Origin of the sequence: Mucilaginibacter sp. CAU 1740 (genome assembly GCF_039839285.1) — a bacterium.
In the GTDB taxonomy this organism is placed as follows: domain Bacteria; phylum Bacteroidota; class Bacteroidia; order Sphingobacteriales; family Sphingobacteriaceae; genus Mucilaginibacter.
On sequence record NZ_JBDOQS010000001.1, the window covers coordinates 310,743 to 327,764 of the forward strand.

Genomic DNA, 17,022 nt, shown 5'->3' on the forward strand with positions numbered 1-17,022 from the left:
TGATCACATAAAGCGCTTATTCGATTTTTTTTACAAAGGAAGGCAAAAATATTGTTTTACGCAAAAGAGGCTGTGGTTACAGGTGGTTAGTCCTTTAAAAAATATTATTAGTCAGTTACTTTACCTTAATGTACTTGCATATATTTATAGGATGGAAACCGGGAGCAAATTCTTAAACTCTATTTTTGAAGTAACCCATGTCGAATTTCAAACATTCGATCTTTCGCAAAATAAACTGGGTTTTTCGAGCGGCATGGCTTGCCAGTTATTAGGTTATTCGGAAGAGGATTACCGATGGTTGAGTAACGGGTTTTATAAGGAGATAGTCCATCCCGATGACCGTGAACTGGTACAGCAAACCATCGATAAGGTTACCAATGCTAAAAACGGCGAGGTAATAGAAATGACGGCCCGTTTCCGTAAAAGCGGAGGCGACTACATCTGGCTCTACTCCCGCCAAATGATATACGAACGCAATGCCGACAACCAAACCAGCACCATCATCAGGCAGGTAGAAGATGTTACCCGCCTCATTGAACTTCAGTATGAATTGAAAACAAAAGTTGATCAGCTAAACCTGGTATCCTATAAAAACTCGCACCTGTTGCGCAGCCCGGTAGCCAGCATTATTGGCCTGGTGAATATTATTGAAGAGCACGAAATAACCAGCCAGCACAACCGGCAAATACTAAGCTTTTTAAAAGATGCCATTACCCGACTGGACGAAGTGATTCACGAGATCAATGATGATGCGAAGTGAGTGATATGATTTTACAGATAACTCAACCACCATTTTTGCTTATTGGCCTGCTTGTACGCATCATAGCGCTTGCATAAGGGATATAAGCCAACCACAATGGCTATCCAAACCAGGTAAGCCACGGGCAATGAAAATCCATACCCTTTTAAATCGGAAGTGAACCAGATAGGTTGTTTAAGCACCCAAAGGTGCCAGTTTTGTCCAGATGTAAATGCGGAGGCTATCAAGGCTATAAGGTGGATAATATAGATATGGATGAGGTAATAAAACATAGGCACCCTACCATAAACCGATACCACATTCACAATACCGTTTTTCACCTTTTCGGTAAATGAAAGGAACACAAATGCCGAGCCTAAGGTAATTAACAGGTACAGCAGCGATGGCGGATATTTATTTACATTAAGGAACGACAGGAAGGTAAAGAACGCGTTTTTTTGAACGCTCCATTTTACCGGGTCGCCATATAGGTTGCTGTAGCGCAGTACAACAAACAAGGCTAAACAGCTGAGGCCTGCGATGAGTAAATTCTTTTGCCTTTTAGCCACATCATAACCAGCGGCATACCATCCACCAAGGCAATAACCCAAGCCCATTACCGCCATCAGCGGAAGAATGGGGTAGCCTACCAGAAAAGCTTCGTTATGCCACATGAAAAAACGCTGGTCATGCAGTAAAGCCCAGCCAAAATTGCCCATGCCGTTGCCATCAAAATGGGTTTTATCCAACAGGTTATGCCCGGCTATAATGGCTATGCTGATAATGAGGATCAGTTTTTTAGGCAGATGAATCAGTCCGGCCAAAATGATCATACTTAAACCCAATGCCCAGATGGTGATAAAGAAAAACATAGGAAAACCTATATTAAAATTCCATCCGAAGTTAACCACGATCATCTCGAGGAAAATGAGCCATAAACCGCGCTTCACCAGGAATGCCGATAGTTCGCCCTTAGTTTTTTTCTGCCCGATAAGCGATGCCGATGTACCCGCCAGCAGCATAAATATAGGCGCGCAGAAATGGGTGATCCACCGGGTAAAGAACAATACACCGTTTGTTTTTGAAAAATCGAGCGGATCAAAATAAAATGAGCCGAAAAATAAATAATCCCTCACATGATCAAGCGCCATAATGATCATAATGGTGCCGCGCAAAAAATCTATCGAAGTTATCCGGTGTTTGGTAATTGTGCTCATGGAGGTTTGGGAAATGAACACAAAGATAGGCAACATCGATTAGGATGGCAAGCACCTGATGCAGAGTAGATTTACGAAGTTTTAAAAACTTCGTAAATCTGTATGTAAGTTAACGGGGAATACCCTTTCGCCGCTACGCTTTTGCCGGCGTGTTCTCCAATAAATTAATCCCAAATACCGTTCTGCGCGGTAAATATTACCGGTTCGCCGCCGGTTACCATAATGGTATGCTCGTGCTGGGCTACAAAACCTCCTTTGTTGCCAAGTAATGTCCAGCCATCGCCTTGCGTTTCGGCAATGGTTGATTTTGTGGAGATGAAAGTCTCTATTGCCACAACCGAGTTCTTTTTAAAACGGGTAGTATTATACTTGTCGCAGTAGTTGGCAATCTCATGCGGTTCCTCATGCAGACTGCGACCAACGCCATGCCCGGTTAAATTTTTAATAACAGTATAGCCAGCCTTTTTTGCTTCAGTTTCGATCAGTTTGCCTATCTCCGAAATTCTTACACCGCCTTTAATATTACTGATGGCTTTTTTAAGGATCTCTTTTGAAGCTTCCACAAGTTTGCCATGCCCGTGGATATCCTCGCCCAAAACAAATGAGCCACCATTGTCAGCCCAATAACCATTTAATTCGGCCGATACATCAATATTTACCAGGTCGCCTTCTTGAAGGATTACCTCTTCTGATGGTATGCCGTGCGCTACCACATTATTCACGCTAATGCAGGTATAGCCTGGAAATTTATAGGTTAAATAAGGTGCCGATTTCGCACCCATTTGTTCAAGTAGTTCTCTGCCATAATCGTCAAGTTGTTTGGTAGAGATGCCCGGTTTGGCATATTCACGCATTTTGCGGAGTGTGATAGCAACGGCGTCGCTGGCTTCTTGCATTCCGGTTTTTTCGTTATCTGTGGAGATTGACATGGCTCAATTATTTAGTTTGCAAAGATAACGAATATTGAAAGGGGTAGAGTTGGGAGAATGTCATTAATATGAGGCAGTGTTGCCAGAGAAGCAAAAGCCGCTAAACTTTCGTAAAGCGGCTTAAATCTTTATGATAGATCAATCATTACTTTAACACCATTCTCGCCAATTCACTACTCCCATCCACCTTCTCCGTAATCTTTAACCCCAACACCTCTGCCACCAACGGATAAATATCCACATTAGGAAAAGCCCCTATTTGCAAGTGCTGCTTAAACGCCGGTCCCCAGGCAAAAAATATGGCGTGAACATCTTTTACAACGGCAGGGTCGTAACCGTGCTGGCCTTTATCCAGTTTACGATTGTAGATATTGAATAGCTTAGGCCAGTGAGGTAATAACAGGATATCGCCAATGCGGTTAAACTTATCATCGGCGGTTGAGCGGTGTAAATGGGCGGGGATATTATCGCGCAGGTAAACATCATAATCGCCGCCTTCTTTTTTCAGACCTTGGTAAGTTGGTTGGATATCGGCTGGGTTTTTGGCTATCAACTCAACAACCATTCTATCGCCCGAGATAATAAATTTCGAGGTATCCAGGGCTGACGGGGTAGGTAGCGGATGCTCGGTATCCGGCTGGCCCATGCCATGATCGGACACGAAAATAAAATTAACATTAAGGCCGGTTGCTTTTACCGCTTTATCCAACTCATAAACGGTAGAATCCACATTATGAACAGCATCGATCACCTGCTGCGAGTTAGGGCCAAAATCATGACCGGCATTATCAACTGGTGGCAAATAAAAAGTAATAAGGTGCGGGCGTTTTTCGGCAGGAAGTTTCAGCCAATTTACTACATCCTGGATGCGGTCATGAATCGAGATCTTTTCATTATGCGGATAATAATAGGTAGAATACGTGTTTTTGATAGGCGTGTTTGATCCTACCCAATAAAAATTGGCGGCCAGCATCTGTTGTTGCTCGGCCAGTACCCAAATTGGAGTTCCGCCGTACCAAATAGGGTTTTGCGTTTCTTTTTTCTCGCCCGAATCGTAGTATCTTTTCAGTTTTCGATCATAAAAAATATTCTGCACAATGCCGTTGTGGGCAGGGTATAAACCGGTTGCCATGGCATAATGATTAGGGTAAGTAGATGATGGCAACACCGGGATCATGGATGACGAATGTACGCCTTCCTTGCCAAATGCCAGTAAATGTTCGGCATTGTACTTATCAGCATAATCATACCTGAAACCATCTGCCGAAATGAGGATAACATAAGGTTTCTGCTGTTGCGCGGCGCTATTTTTACGACCGGCAACCACGCGCTGTGTGGTGTCTTGTGCAAAGCCCAGCAACGCGCAAGCCATGACAAACGAGAACAGGATCAATTTTTTCATAAAATGATAAAGCAATTGGCTAAAGCTAAGCGCGAAACGTTAGCGCATTGTTAGGGATGGGTGAAGTTTGTGTTGGGGGAAATCTTGCTAAATGCATTGCGCATAATTTACTCACCCGGTCTACGCTACGCTGGACCACCCTCTCTCCGGCAAGCCGCAAAGAGGGTAGAGGAAGGAGAAATAAAATTCCAAAATCAAAAGCCCCCTCTTTATGCGCAGCATAGAGAGGGGCGACAAGCGCAGCGATGTCGGGGTGAGTAAATATGCGGGCGGCAATTACGTTGGCATGCTAAGGCCGCCACTCCAAAATCCCATCCCCCCCTGTAACAAAACCCTTCATCATCAATCTTATGCACAGCAACCATACTTTATGCAATTGATCCGCAAGCATGCCGTTTTAACCGGGATAACCATTTCTATACTTTTAATAGGCATAGCCATTTTGGTTTATCCGGGCGGATCATTGGCCGATGAGTATTCTACGGGGTTTAGCTGGTCGAAAAACTTTATGAGCAACCTGTTTGGCACCAGGGCAATAAACGGTGAGCCAAACCCTTCAAAAATATGGGCATGGGCGGCTATGCTGGTTCTGCCTTGCAGTTATGCTATCTTCTTTATTAACATGGCAAAAAAACTCCCTCAAAAAGGAGTAGGCAATGTTATTAAATACGCGGGCATAGCCAATATCCCAGTTACGTTTTTAACGGTGACGCATCTGCACGATGTAATGCTGATCATCTCAACCTCGCTGTTTTGGTCGTGCATGGTGATGATCACAGTTTTTATCCTCAAATCAAAGCTGTATGTATTTAAACCGGCCTGCATCATAAGCCTCGTGTTGTTTTACTACACCATTTATTTATGGGGGATAAGCGACTGGAACCTGCTGCCCATTATGCAGAAGGTGAACTTTTTCACATCAACGCTATTAGTTTTCGGACTTGAGTATTTTACCAGCGCGGAGGATTTCGCCCATATCAAATCAAAAGCCGATAGGAAGTTCGTTACAGAACCACAACGCTAACTTATATTCAATTAAAAGCCGCCCTAAACTCCAGCGGGGATTGCTGCGTTTTGGTTTTAAACAGCTTGCTGAACGATTGGATATGCTCAAAGCCCAATTGGTAAGCAATTTCGCTAACGGTTAGGTTGGTGGTTGATAACTTTTCTTTCGCCTTTTCAATCAGTTTTTCGTGAATGTGTTGCTGGGTGTTTTGGCCGGTTAGCACTTTAAGCAAGCTGCTCAGGTATTTGGGCGAAAGGTTGAGCGATTCGGCAATAAAAGTTACGGCGGGCAGGCCTTTGTTAATGAGGTCATCATCATTAAAATAATCATTCAGTAGTTTTTCCAGTTTTTCTAAAACTTCGTGATGGGCTTTATCGCGGGTGAGGAACTGGCGGTGATAAAAGCGGTCGGCGTAGTTTAGCAGCGTTTCTATGTGCGATACAATGATGCTTTTGCTGAATTTATCAATATTGGCCTGGCATTCGTGTTGGATGTGTTGCAGGATGCCTATCAACGTGTTTTCCTCCTTTTCGGATAGGAACAGCGCCTCATGTACCGAATAATCCCAAAAATCGTAATGTTTAATGGTTTGGGCCAGCGGCGTGTTCCACAAAAAATCAGGATGGATAAGCAGCATCCACCCTGATTGCCTGATATGTTTTAACTGATCGGTCATGGAAAAGCTCAGCACCTGCCCCGGTGCCACAAACGACATGATGCCCTCATCATAATCATAATGCTGCTGCCCGTATTTAAGCTTGATATCGCCCGAGTTCACTACTCTTTTTAAAGCGATGGCATAAAAATCATACATCCAGCTTTGCGGCCCATCAATTTGCGCGCGCTCAACCGGCCCTACCTCAAAAACGGTAATAAGCGGGTGCTGCGGTTTGGGCAGATCCCGTAATTGTAAAAACTCGCTGATGGTGCTGAAACGCTTCATTAATTTTCTTTCCGTATCTCCAATACAATTTTGCCGCTGGCATGTTTGGTTTCGCTTTCGCGATGTGCTTCGGCAACTCGCGCCAGTGGGTACACTTTGCCAATGGCCGCTTTCACTTTGCCTTGTTCAACCAGTTCAGTTGTTCCGCTTAGCGATGAGGCATAGGCCATTCCGCCGCCACCCACCAGGCTGCCGGTGGCTTGCTTTTTAGCCAATGCTTCGTGCACTTCAGGCTCGATGGGTTTATCCAGCTGGGTACATATAAATATACCGCCTTCTGTTAATAATTCGGCCGATAATAAGCGGGTATGTTCATCCCGGGCTGGCGAGGCATTGAACACCATGTTTATCGTTCCCAAATAATCGGCAAAATCCTGGTTTTTATAATCGATGGTTTCATCTGCACCCAAATCTTTCAAAAAATCAAAATTATAGGGCGAGGCTGTGCCAATTACATAAGCGCCTTTGGCTTTGGCAAATTGTACGGCCAAATTACCTACGCCGCCAGCCGCGCCGTGGATCAGTACACGGTCGCCAGCCTTTACTTTGCCCATATCAATAATGCCGTTCCAGGCTATTAGCGCGCATGATGGCAACGCACCCGCTTCGTTAAAAGTAATGTTATCAGGCATCAGCGCAAACTGACTGGCCTTGGCTGCAATGTATTCGGCATAAGCGCCATCGCCGGGGAAGTTGGGCACACCGTAAACTTTGTCGCCGGGTTTGAAACCTGTTACGTCGCTGCCAACCGCTTCTACAATACCTGCCGCATCCAGGCCGAGGCCTAATGGCAGTTTTAAAAACGGGCGCAGCAATTCGTTGCCTCCCTGGCGAATGATATAATCGGCAGGGTTAACACTGCTGGCGTAAACTTTTATTAACAGTTCGTCGGCTTTGTGGGTGGGACGTTCTACCTCTTCCAGTTTCATCACTTCCGGGCCTCCAAATTCATGAATCCTTATCGCTTTCATAGTTCGTTTTTCTTTTTAACAAAGGTGCGGATGAGGGAGGAGACGGGTTTAGCCGAAATACAGGTTGTTTCAGTCTAAATGCCTTTTCACATATTCCTGTAAGTGGTATGTGCAATTTGTGAAAAAAGTGAGAAGAGATTATTTTCGTAATAATAAGTTTTACCTATGAGTACAAGCGAAAATAATGCTGTGTTCTCTGCTAACCAACAGTTACAGCAGGGGCAAAACACCATGTATGCCGAAAAAAGCGTAGATGAAGCCGGGTACGATCTCCTCCGCATCCGCGAATGCAACCGGGCCCACATCCTGGAGCAGCTGGCCATGGATACCGATATCTTTGATATTATGCGCTCCATCGTACAGTCTATCGAGGAAGAGGACGACGAATCCATCTGTACCATTTTACTGTACGATAAGGTTACCAATACGCTTGGCTCGGGCGTTGGCCCCGGCATGCCCGATTTTTATAACGAGGCAATTGATGGCATCTCGGTGGGGCAAGGTATAGGATCGTGCGGTACGGCGGCATTTTCAAAGCAATTGGTATGTGTTGATAACATCGGCACTCACCCTTATTGGACGGCCTTTAAAGAACTGGCTTTCCGCGCCGGCGTACAATCGTGCTGGTCGCAGCCTATTTTGTCGAGCAAAGGAGAAATGGTGGGCACATTCGCCATTTATCATCGCGAACCACGTACGCCCAACGCTGTAGACCTTGACCGCATAGCCTACGGTGCCCGTTTCGCCAACCTTGCAATCGAGAACCGCCGCATCCGCGCCGAGATCCTCGAACATAAAAACCACCTGGAGCAATTGGTGGCCGAACGCACACAAGCGCTCATCCATGCCAATGAAGAGCTGGAAGCATTCTCCTATTCGGTAAGTCATGACTTGAGGGCACCGCTGCGTGCCATTGCCGGTTTCAGCAATATCATGATAGAAGATTATTCGGATAAGCTGGATGACGAGGGACAAAAAACACTGAACACCATAGTTAACAACGCCCTGCGCATGGGCATGCTGATTGATGATATCCTGTCGTTCTCCAAACTGAGCCGCGCCGAAAAGATCAACACCACGCTGGATATGAAGTCGATCTTCAAAAACGTGTTCGACGAGCTGATGCGCCAGGAACCCGCAAACCACAAAGTGGTGTTTGAACTGGGCGAACTTGCCCCATCAATAGGCGATCAGGCCATGATAACCCAGGTGGTGACCAACTTTATTTCCAACGCTTTAAAATATTCACGCAACACGCCCGAAACCCGCATTGTTGTAAACTCGGTAACAGCCGATGGCAGCACCACATATTCGGTAAAAGATAATGGCGCGGGCTTCGACGAAAAATATAAGAACAAGCTGTTCAAGATTTTTTCGCGCCTGCACAACGATAAAGAGTTTGAAGGTACCGGCATAGGCCTCAGCATAGTAAAAAAAGTGATTGAGCGCCATGGCGGCACCGTAACAGCCGAAGGCGTTTTGGGCGAAGGCGCTACATTTAGTTTTAGTTTGCCGGTGGTGTAGCAGTTAAGTTAATGCAATCATTTTTAAGTTCCCCTCTCGAGAGGGCGCGCGGTGGAAAAGAGCGGGAGCAGGGGTGTGTTATACAAGCGATAAACCGCATGCATAGTAACACACCCCTACACCCCTCTCAAGAGGGGAATCGCACACACCCCATGCTTTTGAATAGTTTTTACACAATTACGCATTATAATTCACAACGTTATGAATATAGAATATCCGGAAGTGCTATTGGTTGAGGATCGTGAGGAAGATGCCACGCTTACCATCCGCGCGTTAAAAAAATACAACCTCATTAATGATATTAAATGGCTGGAAGATGGGCAGTACGCCCTGGATTATTTGTTCGGCACCGGTCCGGAGAAAAAGTTGCAGGCCATCCCGAAGCTGATCCTGCTTGATCTGAAGCTGCCCCGCGTTAACGGATTGGAAGTATTGGAGCAGATCAAGGCCTCCGACGCGCTGAAATCCATCCCGGTTATTATGATGACCTCATCAAAAGAAGATGTGGACATTAAAAAGGCCTACGAACTGGGCGTGAACAGCTACATCGTAAAGCCTATCGATTTCATGAACTTTGCCGACGCCGTAAAGCAGCTGGGTATGTATTGGCTGATGCTTAACCAGCCGCCCAAGCCAAGCCAGCAGTAACCGCCGCACCCCTATTAATTGCCCATCCCTATTATTATCCCCCAACCTGCTCACGATGAATAATCTGAGAATTACTATTATTGCCGATCTGCAGGAGCAAATCCTCATCAGCAACCAGCTTAACGCCGCCTTGCAACAGCCGCAAATTACCTGCTACCAAAACCAGGACGATTTCGACCGGTCTGTTAAGCTATACAACTGCGATTTTATTATAGCGCAGGAGGCCCTGGTGAACCGTGGTTTTTACACCCGGCTAACCCCTTTTTTGGAGTTGACTAAAATTCCGCTGTTGATATTGAAGGGTGCCGGGGTATCTGCGTCGTTTAAAAACCATGTGGTGCGCGAGCTGGTTCAGGATGCGGATAATAATTATGTGCAGCAACTGCCCGCCCTTATTTTGCAGGCCATTAATGAGCAGCTTGCCATAAGCGGGCAAAGCAAAATTTTGTTTTTGGAGGATGAGGAGATCGATATCACCTTCATCAGGCGGAAATTTATTAAGCTGAACCCGCAGTACGAATGTGATATCGTATCAAGCATTACCGACCTGCGCCAACAAACCGCCGAAAAAAAATACGACCTCATTGTATCCGATTTTAACCTGCCCGACGGCAACGCTTTCGACTCGATTGCCATTGCCACCGCGGCCGAGATCCCCATTGTAATTGCCACAGGCCAGGGTTCGGAAAAAACGGCTGTGGAACTGATGAAAACCGGTGCCGCCGATTACCTGATCAAGGATAAAAACATGGGCGAGCACATGCTGCTGCTACCAAGCATTGTAAAATCGGTACTTAACTTTAAAAAGTTAGAAACCTATAACAGCGGTCTGCTGGAGATGCTGCGCATCAAAAACCAGGACCTGGAGCGCTTTGCACACATCATAGCGCACGATCTGCGGTCGCCCATTGCCTCGGCCGTATTACTGATAGATACCCTGCAACTGTTGGGCGAAGACCTGCCCGAAGATATAACCGATACCATGCAACTGCTTACCGAGGTATCCCACAACATGACCAACACCATCGAAGGCATTTACCAGTACACGGTATTGGATTCGCAGGCGGATGCTTTTGTGCCGGTGGATATGACCAAAGCCGCCGAAGAAGCCCTGCAAAACCTACAGGTAAAAGTGAACGAATGCGGGGCCATTGTAAAAATTGAACCCATGCCCACCATCGAGGCCAACTACGTGGCCATGGTACAGCTTTTCCAAAACCTGATGGGCAACGGCATCAAATACCGCGGCAACAAAACCCCCGAACTCAGCATCCGCAGCTTTAAACAAGGTAACGAACTGGTGTTTGAAGTAAGCGACAACGGCATAGGCATAGCCAAAGAAAACCACCAAAAAATATTCGAGGTGTTTAGCCGCCTGCACAACAGCAGCAGCCAGTACGAAGGCGTAGGTATGGGCCTAACCATTGTTAAACGCATCCTCGAAAGGCACAACGGCAGGATCTGGGTGGAATCGGAATTGGGGGAGGGGACGAGGTTTTTGTTTGGGGTGAGGGGGTGAGGATGTTTTATTTAGAAGATAAAATCTTAAATCCACCCTTAAGCAGATTTAAGACTTACTAAATGCATTTGATAAAAGTATAACCATGTAATATTGAGTGGTATTCAACATAGTGTTAATCAAACCAAGAGTTTGGAATTAATGCTCTGTCATTTTCATCTGGTTCATCGTCCCTCCAACGCTTTACTTTAATGATATTTTCGAAGCCAGTCCATGCGTAATCACCTACGTGTTCGAGAATGATAATTTGTAATCTACTCTGTGTCCTTTTTACAGCTTCATTAAGTACTTCAAAGATTCTTCTTACCCGTAAAACGTCCTCACTTTTATCACTAATCTCGACGTCGGTTTCAGGAAAATACACTTGAGTGGGTTGATCAAGGAAAATGAAATTAGGTGTAGGATGTTTTGGTTTACTAAGGAAAAATTCATGAAATGCTAAAATTGTGGCTGAAACTGCTGCTTCAACCCAAATACTCAGAGTTTTCCATAAATCTACGCTGCGATCTGAATAGGGAATTCTTGAGGTCTGGCTGTGTTTAGCCTGTTCGTAAATGTTCGTTATGTCGTCGCCGTCAATTAGTTTTACAGTAATATCATCGTCAACTTCAACGCCAACAAATGTTTCAATATCTGATGAACTTAGCCACACGAGAGCTCGCTCAATTTGATATAAGAAACCCAGTATGCTTCCATCCGCACTATGAAGATTATTAGTATTAATCATGTTGTTTATATAGAGAGGCCTATAATATGATAAAGCTTCGGGCTGTTAAATTTAATACATATTTAGTAACAAAAAAAAATACCGTATCGTATTTATTTGATAGTTAAATATTTAAATCGTTTTAACGGGGCTTTTTCGTAAGAGATAATTGATTTTAGATATATATATATTACTAATTAGCCATATTACTTCGCGAATTACCAAAACTCGATTTTAATTTTTCCCATCTCTCCCCCCTCCGTCACCCCTCCGTCAAATAACCCAAAACCCTCCCTTTCAATTTCCAACTAAATTTTTTATTTGACATTTTTGTCAAACAAATTATGGCAATACGAGATAAAGGTACCGAGCAGCGCATTATGGATACGGCAAAACACATTTTTTTTGCCGAGGGGAAACTGAATGCCACCACTCAGGATATTGCCGATGCAGCGGGTGTGAGTCGTACCCTGGTTAATTATTATTTCAGGTCGGTTGATAGTTTGATTGATCGGGTTTACCGGGAGGCCATGGCCGATCTGTCGTTAAGGTTGGATAAGGTAATGGAGTCGGATGCCCCTTTTAAAGAGAAGGTGGCCATTTTTATCGAGGTGTTTGCCGAGCTTGCCATCAAATACCCCTACCAGGAAACATTTGTGGTAAAAGATATAAACACGGCCGATAACGCTTTTACCGATGAAGACAGGCAGGTAAAAACTGAAATTTTTTTAAAGCAGATAAAAGCCGAGATGGACGCGGGCCATATCGAACAGATGAACCCTATCCATTTTATGATGAATTTGTTCGCTCTGATGTCGTACCCCATGATCATGCGCCCTATGTTCATGCGCATTTTTAAACTGGATAATGAGCAGTTTAAACAATTGATAGAAGAACGGAAAGCTCTCATTTTCAAAACAATATTTAGATAAAAATTTTTTTGCACAGAAATTGACAATAGTGTCAAACAGTAATATCAACTTATAAAAATCCATATCCCTTTTATGCAAATACCCAATAAAGCTACATTAACACACTCTTTAATTTACGGGGTGTTAGGCGCGGCAATGTTTATGCTTCCGGCATGTTCAAGCAATCAGCAGCAGGGCGGCGGTGCGGCCGGCGCGCAAGCCCCGCAAAGTTTCCCCGCGTTTAAAGTGGTAACCCAAAACGCCACCATTAATGATGATTATCCCGCCACCATACAGGGCGAGCAGAATATCGAGATCCGCCCCAAAATTGATGGCTATATCGATGCCATCCTGATTGATGAAGGCGCGGCAGTAAAAAAAGGCCAGCTGTTGTTCCGCATCAGCGCGCCGCAATACGCGCAGGATGTTAACAACGCCAGCGCCGCCATCAGCAGTGCTGAGGCCGACCTGAGCGCCGCCGAGTTACAGGTTAAAAAAACCAAACCACTGGTTGAGAAAGATATCATCAGCCATTACGAACTCGAATCGGCCGAGTACACGCTCAAAGCACGCCAGGCAGCCCTTAAGCAAGCCAAAGCAAACCTTGCCAACGCTAAAATAAACCAGGCTTATACCAATGTAACCAGTCCGGTTAATGGTGTGGTGGGTACTATCCCTTATAAATTGGGAAGTTTAATTACCAGCACAACCCAACAGCCGCTAACTACCATTTCAAACATTGGTAAGGTGTACGCCTATTTTTCACTGAACGAGAAACAACTGCTCGATTTTTCGCGCCAGCACAAAGGCTCAACCCTTGATGCCAAATTGAAAAGCATGCCAAAGGTATCGCTCCTGTTGTCGGACGGTAGTGAATATCCCGAAAAAGGCTCGATAGAAACTGTAAGCGGTTTATTGAATACAACTACCGGTTCGGCAAGTTTCCGCGCAGGTTTCGCTAATCCGCTTGGGCTAATCCGCAGTGGTGGCAGCGCAACCATCCGCATCCCCGAAGCTTTGAAAGATGCCTTACTGGTACCGCAAAAAGCTACTTACGAGTTGCAGGGTAAACGCTTTGTTTACGTGGTTGATGCTTCGGGCAAGGCCAAAAGCACCGAGGTGCAAACCATGAGTGCCCCAACAGGCCAATACTTTGTAGTAACCGGCGGCATCAAGGCGGGCGATACGCTCATTTTAGATGGCATAGGCTCGCTACAGGATGGCATGCAGGTAAAACCCGAAATAACGGAAACCGGCAAAGTTTACCACGATATCAACTGATTTTGATCAAAGCAGGCCCGGATCAACTTCCGGCGTATTGCTCAATAACAAATACTTATGCTACAGAAATTTATTGAACGACCGGTATTATCAACGGTAATATCGGTTATCATTGTGATACTTGGCGTATTGGGGCTTACTACGCTCCCCATTTCGCAGTATCCTGAAATTGCCCCGCCCACGGTGCAGGTTACTGCCTCATACCAGGGTGCCAATGCCGATGTGGTATTGAACAGCGTTATCGTTCCGCTTGAGGAACAGATAAACGGTGTGGAAAACATGACCTACATGACATCTACCGCCAGTAATGACGGTACGGCCAATATCACTGTATATTTTAAACTCGGTACCAATCCGGATCTGGCTGCTGTTAACGTACAAAACCGCGTATCTAAAGCTACGCCGCTATTACCTGCCGAAGTAACCAAGGCCGGTGTAACCACGCAAAAACAACAGAGCAGTATGGTGATGGTGTTCGCGATGTCGAGCTCCAACAAATCGTACGATCAAACTTTTTTGCAGAACTATGCCAATATCAACCTGTTGCCGCAGATAAAGCGGATAAACGGTGTGGGAGATGCCTCGGTATTCGGTCAGCAGGATTATTCGATGCGGATCTGGCTTAAGCCCGATGTAATGGCAACCTACGGCCTGGTACCTGATGATGTTAACGCGGCCCTGGCCGAGCAAAACATTGAGGCCGCTCCCGGTAAAGTAGGCGAAAACAGCAACCAGAGTTTTCAGTACGTACTTAAATACAAAGGTCGCCTCAAAACCCCAACCGAGTTTGAGAATATTGTGGTAAAAGCTTCTGCCAACAGCCAGATATTGAAGCTGAAAGATATTGCCCGTATTGAATTGGGTTCGTTAAGCTACGCCAGCGACTCATACACCAACGGCGAGCCATCAGTCGCGGTAGCTATTTACCAAACGGCAGGCTCAAACGCCCACGAAATGATCAAGGAGTGCGAGCAAACTATTATCAACGCATCAAAAACTTTCCCGGCGGGTGTAAAATACATCCCTATTTTCAGTGCCAACGAGTTTTTGGATGTATCGATAGAGAAAGTTATCCATACACTGATAGAGGCTTTTGTGCTGGTATTTATTGTGGTGTTTGTTTTCCTGCAGGATTTCCGCTCTACCTTAATCCCGGCTATTGCTGTGCCTGTGGCTATTATCGGTACTTTTTTCTTCCTGCAATTGTTTGGCTTTACCATTAACCTGCTCACGCTGTTTGCGCTGGTGCTGGCTATTGGTATTGTGGTGGATGATGCCATTGTGGTGGTTGAGGCTGTGCACGCCAAGCTGGATGCCGGTGCCAAATCGGCCAAGGATGCTACGGTGGAGGCTATGAGCGAGATCAGCGGTGCTATCATTTCCATTACGCTGGTAATGGCGGCGGTATTTATCCCGGTATCGTTCATTACCGGCTCTACCGGGGTGTTTTACAAACAGTTTGGTTTAACGCTGGCTATCTCTATCCTTATTTCGGCGGTGAACGCGTTAACACTTAGTCCGGCTTTGTGCGCGCTGTTGCTGAAGGCCCACGATGAAAAACATGGACATGAGAAAAAATCATTCCTGCAACGTTTTTACAATGCCTTCAATAAAAACTTTGATGCCTTAACCGTGAAATATACCCGTGCGGTAAAATTCCTGGCCTTTAAAAAATGGTTGGCGGTAGGTATCATCGCGGTGTTTGGTGTGATATTTTGGTTCCTGCTTAAAACCACCCCAAGCAGTTTTGTACCTAACGAGGATCAGGGTTTTATTATTGGCGATATTTCATTACCCCCTGCATCATCAATGGAGCGTACCCGCCAGGTGGTTGACCAGGTGAGCCAGATAGCCCGCAGTTTACCCGAAACCGAGTCGGCAACAGGTATTGCCGGTCAGGGTATTTTGAGCGGCGCAGGCGGATCATACGGTGTAATTTTCATGAAGCTGAAACCATGGGATCAGCGTACAGGCAAAGGCCATGATGTAAACTCAGTAACCGGAAAACTTTTTGGGATGACGGCCGGGATCAAATCGGCAAGGATCCTGTTCCTGGTGCCGCCTTCATTGCAGGGTTTCGGTAACAGCTCGGGCTTTGAGTTCCAGGTGCAGGACCGTACCGGTGGCGATATCAGCAAATTTGTAGAGGTGAACGGCAAGTTTTTACAAGCCCTTAACCAACGCCCCGAAATACAGTACGCAACTACGTTTTTCAGTACCAATTTCCCGCAGTTCCAGGTAGATGTGAACGTGGCTAAATGTAAGGAAGCTAATATAGGTGTAAACTCGGTTTTAAGCACATTGCAAGGTTATTACGGTGGTTTATATGCCTCAAACTTTAACGAGTTTGGCAAGCAATACCGCGTTATGATCCAGGCCGATGCCGCTTACCGCGGAACTACCGAAAGCCTGAACAAAATTTACGTGCGTACCGATGATGGCGTAATGGCCCCGATATCGGAGTTTGTGACCCTGAAAAAAACATACGGACCGGAATCTATCAAACGTTTCAACCTGTTCACTTCCATCTCTATTACCGGCGCACCTAAACCGGGCTACAGTTCGGGTGATGCTATTAAGGCGATACAGGAAGTAGCAGCGCAAACCTTGCCTGCGGGTTATGGTTACGAGTTTTCGGGCTTAACACGTGAGGAGATAGCAGGCGGCAGCCAAACCATATTCATATTTATGCTTTGTTTGGTGTTTGTGTACTTCCTGCTCAGCGCGCAGTACGAAAGCTATATCCTGCCTTTCGCGGTGCTGTTATCGTTGCCGGTAGGTTTGGCAGGGGCGTTTATTTTCGCCAAGATCTTTGGAGTGGAGAATAACATCTATTTGCAGATCACGCTCATTATGCTCATCGGCTTGCTATCTAAAAACGCTATCCTGATAGTGGAGTTCGCGGTATTACGCCGTAAGGCTGGTTTACCTGTGGTGCAGGCGGCTATTGAAGGCGCGGCGGCCCGTCTACGCCCTATTTTGATGACCTCCTTCGCCTTTGTATTCGGTCTGGTTCCGTTGATGCTGGCCTCAGGTGCCGGTGCCGAAGGTAACCGGTCGATTGGTACCGGTGCGGTTGGTGGTATGTTGATAGGTACATTGTTCGGTGTATTCGTGATACCGGCATTGTTCGTCATATTCCAGTTGTTGCAGGAGCGGATAGGTAAAAAGCCACAAGCTCAGGCAGCATCAGGCACAACAGAAAACCACTGATTGATTTTTTAAC

At 45.8% G+C, this 17,022-nt stretch carries 14 protein-coding genes; 8 read left to right on the plus strand and 6 right to left on the minus strand.

Features of this window, described 5'->3' with window-relative positions; translation table 11 throughout:
- Positions 1-151 precede the first annotated feature (151 nt).
- The gene (locus tag AAFN85_RS01400; RefSeq protein ID WP_347525164.1) at positions 152-760 is read left to right on the plus strand and encodes a PAS domain-containing protein; all 609 of its coding nucleotides are present in this window, start codon (positions 152-154) and stop codon (positions 758-760) included.
- Positions 761-771: 11 nt separating this feature from the next.
- On the opposite strand, the gene AAFN85_RS01405 is transcribed toward AAFN85_RS01400, so the two are convergent.
- From AAFN85_RS01405 to AAFN85_RS01415, 3 genes are all read right to left on the minus strand, one after another.
- Positions 772-1,956, minus strand: coding sequence for a heparan-alpha-glucosaminide N-acetyltransferase domain-containing protein (locus AAFN85_RS01405; RefSeq protein ID WP_347525165.1), 1,185 nt, complete (start codon positions 1,954-1,956; stop codon positions 772-774).
- Between the two features lie 164 nt (positions 1,957-2,120).
- Complete coding sequence (gene map, locus AAFN85_RS01410) at positions 2,121-2,885, minus strand: type I methionyl aminopeptidase (RefSeq protein ID WP_347525166.1); 765 nt, start codon at positions 2,883-2,885, stop codon at positions 2,121-2,123.
- Positions 2,886-3,030: 145 nt separating this feature from the next.
- Positions 3,031-4,287 (minus strand): ectonucleotide pyrophosphatase/phosphodiesterase, encoded by a 1,257-nt coding sequence (locus AAFN85_RS01415; RefSeq protein ID WP_347525167.1) that lies wholly within the window; start codon positions 4,285-4,287, stop codon positions 3,031-3,033.
- Between the two features lie 211 nt (positions 4,288-4,498).
- On the opposite strand from AAFN85_RS01415, the gene AAFN85_RS01420 reads away from it, so the two are divergent.
- The gene (locus AAFN85_RS01420) at positions 4,499-5,311 is read left to right on the plus strand and encodes a hypothetical protein (protein ID WP_347525168.1); all 813 of its coding nucleotides are present in this window, start codon (positions 4,499-4,501) and stop codon (positions 5,309-5,311) included.
- 7 nt (positions 5,312-5,318) lie between these two features.
- On the opposite strand, the gene AAFN85_RS01425 is transcribed toward AAFN85_RS01420, so the two are convergent.
- Positions 5,319-6,236, minus strand: a complete 918-nt coding sequence (locus tag AAFN85_RS01425; protein WP_347525169.1) for a helix-turn-helix transcriptional regulator — start codon at positions 6,234-6,236, stop codon at positions 5,319-5,321.
- Positions 6,236-7,207 (minus strand): NADP-dependent oxidoreductase, encoded by a 972-nt coding sequence (locus tag AAFN85_RS01430; RefSeq protein WP_347525170.1) that lies wholly within the window; start codon positions 7,205-7,207, stop codon positions 6,236-6,238. Before AAFN85_RS01430 ends, AAFN85_RS01425 begins: the two co-directional genes overlap by 1 nt.
- A 165-nt stretch (positions 7,208-7,372) precedes the next feature.
- On the opposite strand from AAFN85_RS01430, the gene AAFN85_RS01435 reads away from it, so the two are divergent.
- The 3 genes from AAFN85_RS01435 (at position 7,373) to AAFN85_RS01445 (ending at position 10,898) form a co-directional block, all read left to right on the plus strand.
- Entirely contained in the window at positions 7,373-8,731 is a 1,359-nt protein-coding gene (locus tag AAFN85_RS01435) for an ATP-binding protein (protein ID WP_347525171.1), read from the plus strand.
- Between the two features lie 201 nt (positions 8,732-8,932).
- Positions 8,933-9,379, plus strand: coding sequence for a response regulator (locus AAFN85_RS01440; protein ID WP_347525172.1), 447 nt, complete (start codon positions 8,933-8,935; stop codon positions 9,377-9,379).
- 55 nt (positions 9,380-9,434) lie between these two features.
- A complete protein-coding gene (locus tag AAFN85_RS01445; RefSeq protein WP_347525173.1) occupies positions 9,435-10,898 on the plus strand; it encodes an ATP-binding protein in 1,464 nt (487 codons plus the stop codon).
- A 115-nt stretch (positions 10,899-11,013) separates the two neighbouring features.
- On the opposite strand, the gene AAFN85_RS01450 is transcribed toward AAFN85_RS01445, so the two are convergent.
- Positions 11,014-11,625, minus strand: coding sequence for a DUF3732 domain-containing protein (locus AAFN85_RS01450; RefSeq protein ID WP_347525174.1), 612 nt, complete (start codon positions 11,623-11,625; stop codon positions 11,014-11,016).
- Between the two features lie 323 nt (positions 11,626-11,948).
- Between AAFN85_RS01450 and AAFN85_RS01455 the strand changes: the two genes are divergently transcribed.
- From AAFN85_RS01455 to AAFN85_RS01465, 3 genes are all read left to right on the plus strand, one after another.
- Positions 11,949-12,536: a TetR/AcrR family transcriptional regulator gene (locus tag AAFN85_RS01455; protein WP_347525175.1), complete on the plus strand. Its 588-nt coding sequence runs from the start codon at positions 11,949-11,951 to the stop codon at positions 12,534-12,536.
- A gap of 72 nt (positions 12,537-12,608) precedes the next feature.
- Positions 12,609-13,796, plus strand: coding sequence for an efflux RND transporter periplasmic adaptor subunit (locus AAFN85_RS01460; RefSeq protein ID WP_347525176.1), 1,188 nt, complete (start codon positions 12,609-12,611; stop codon positions 13,794-13,796).
- Positions 13,797-13,853: 57 nt separating this feature from the next.
- On the plus strand, positions 13,854-17,009 hold the full coding sequence (locus tag AAFN85_RS01465) for an efflux RND transporter permease subunit (RefSeq protein ID WP_347525177.1): 3,156 nt from the start codon (positions 13,854-13,856) through the stop codon (positions 17,007-17,009).
- Positions 17,010-17,022: the final 13 nt, after the last annotated feature.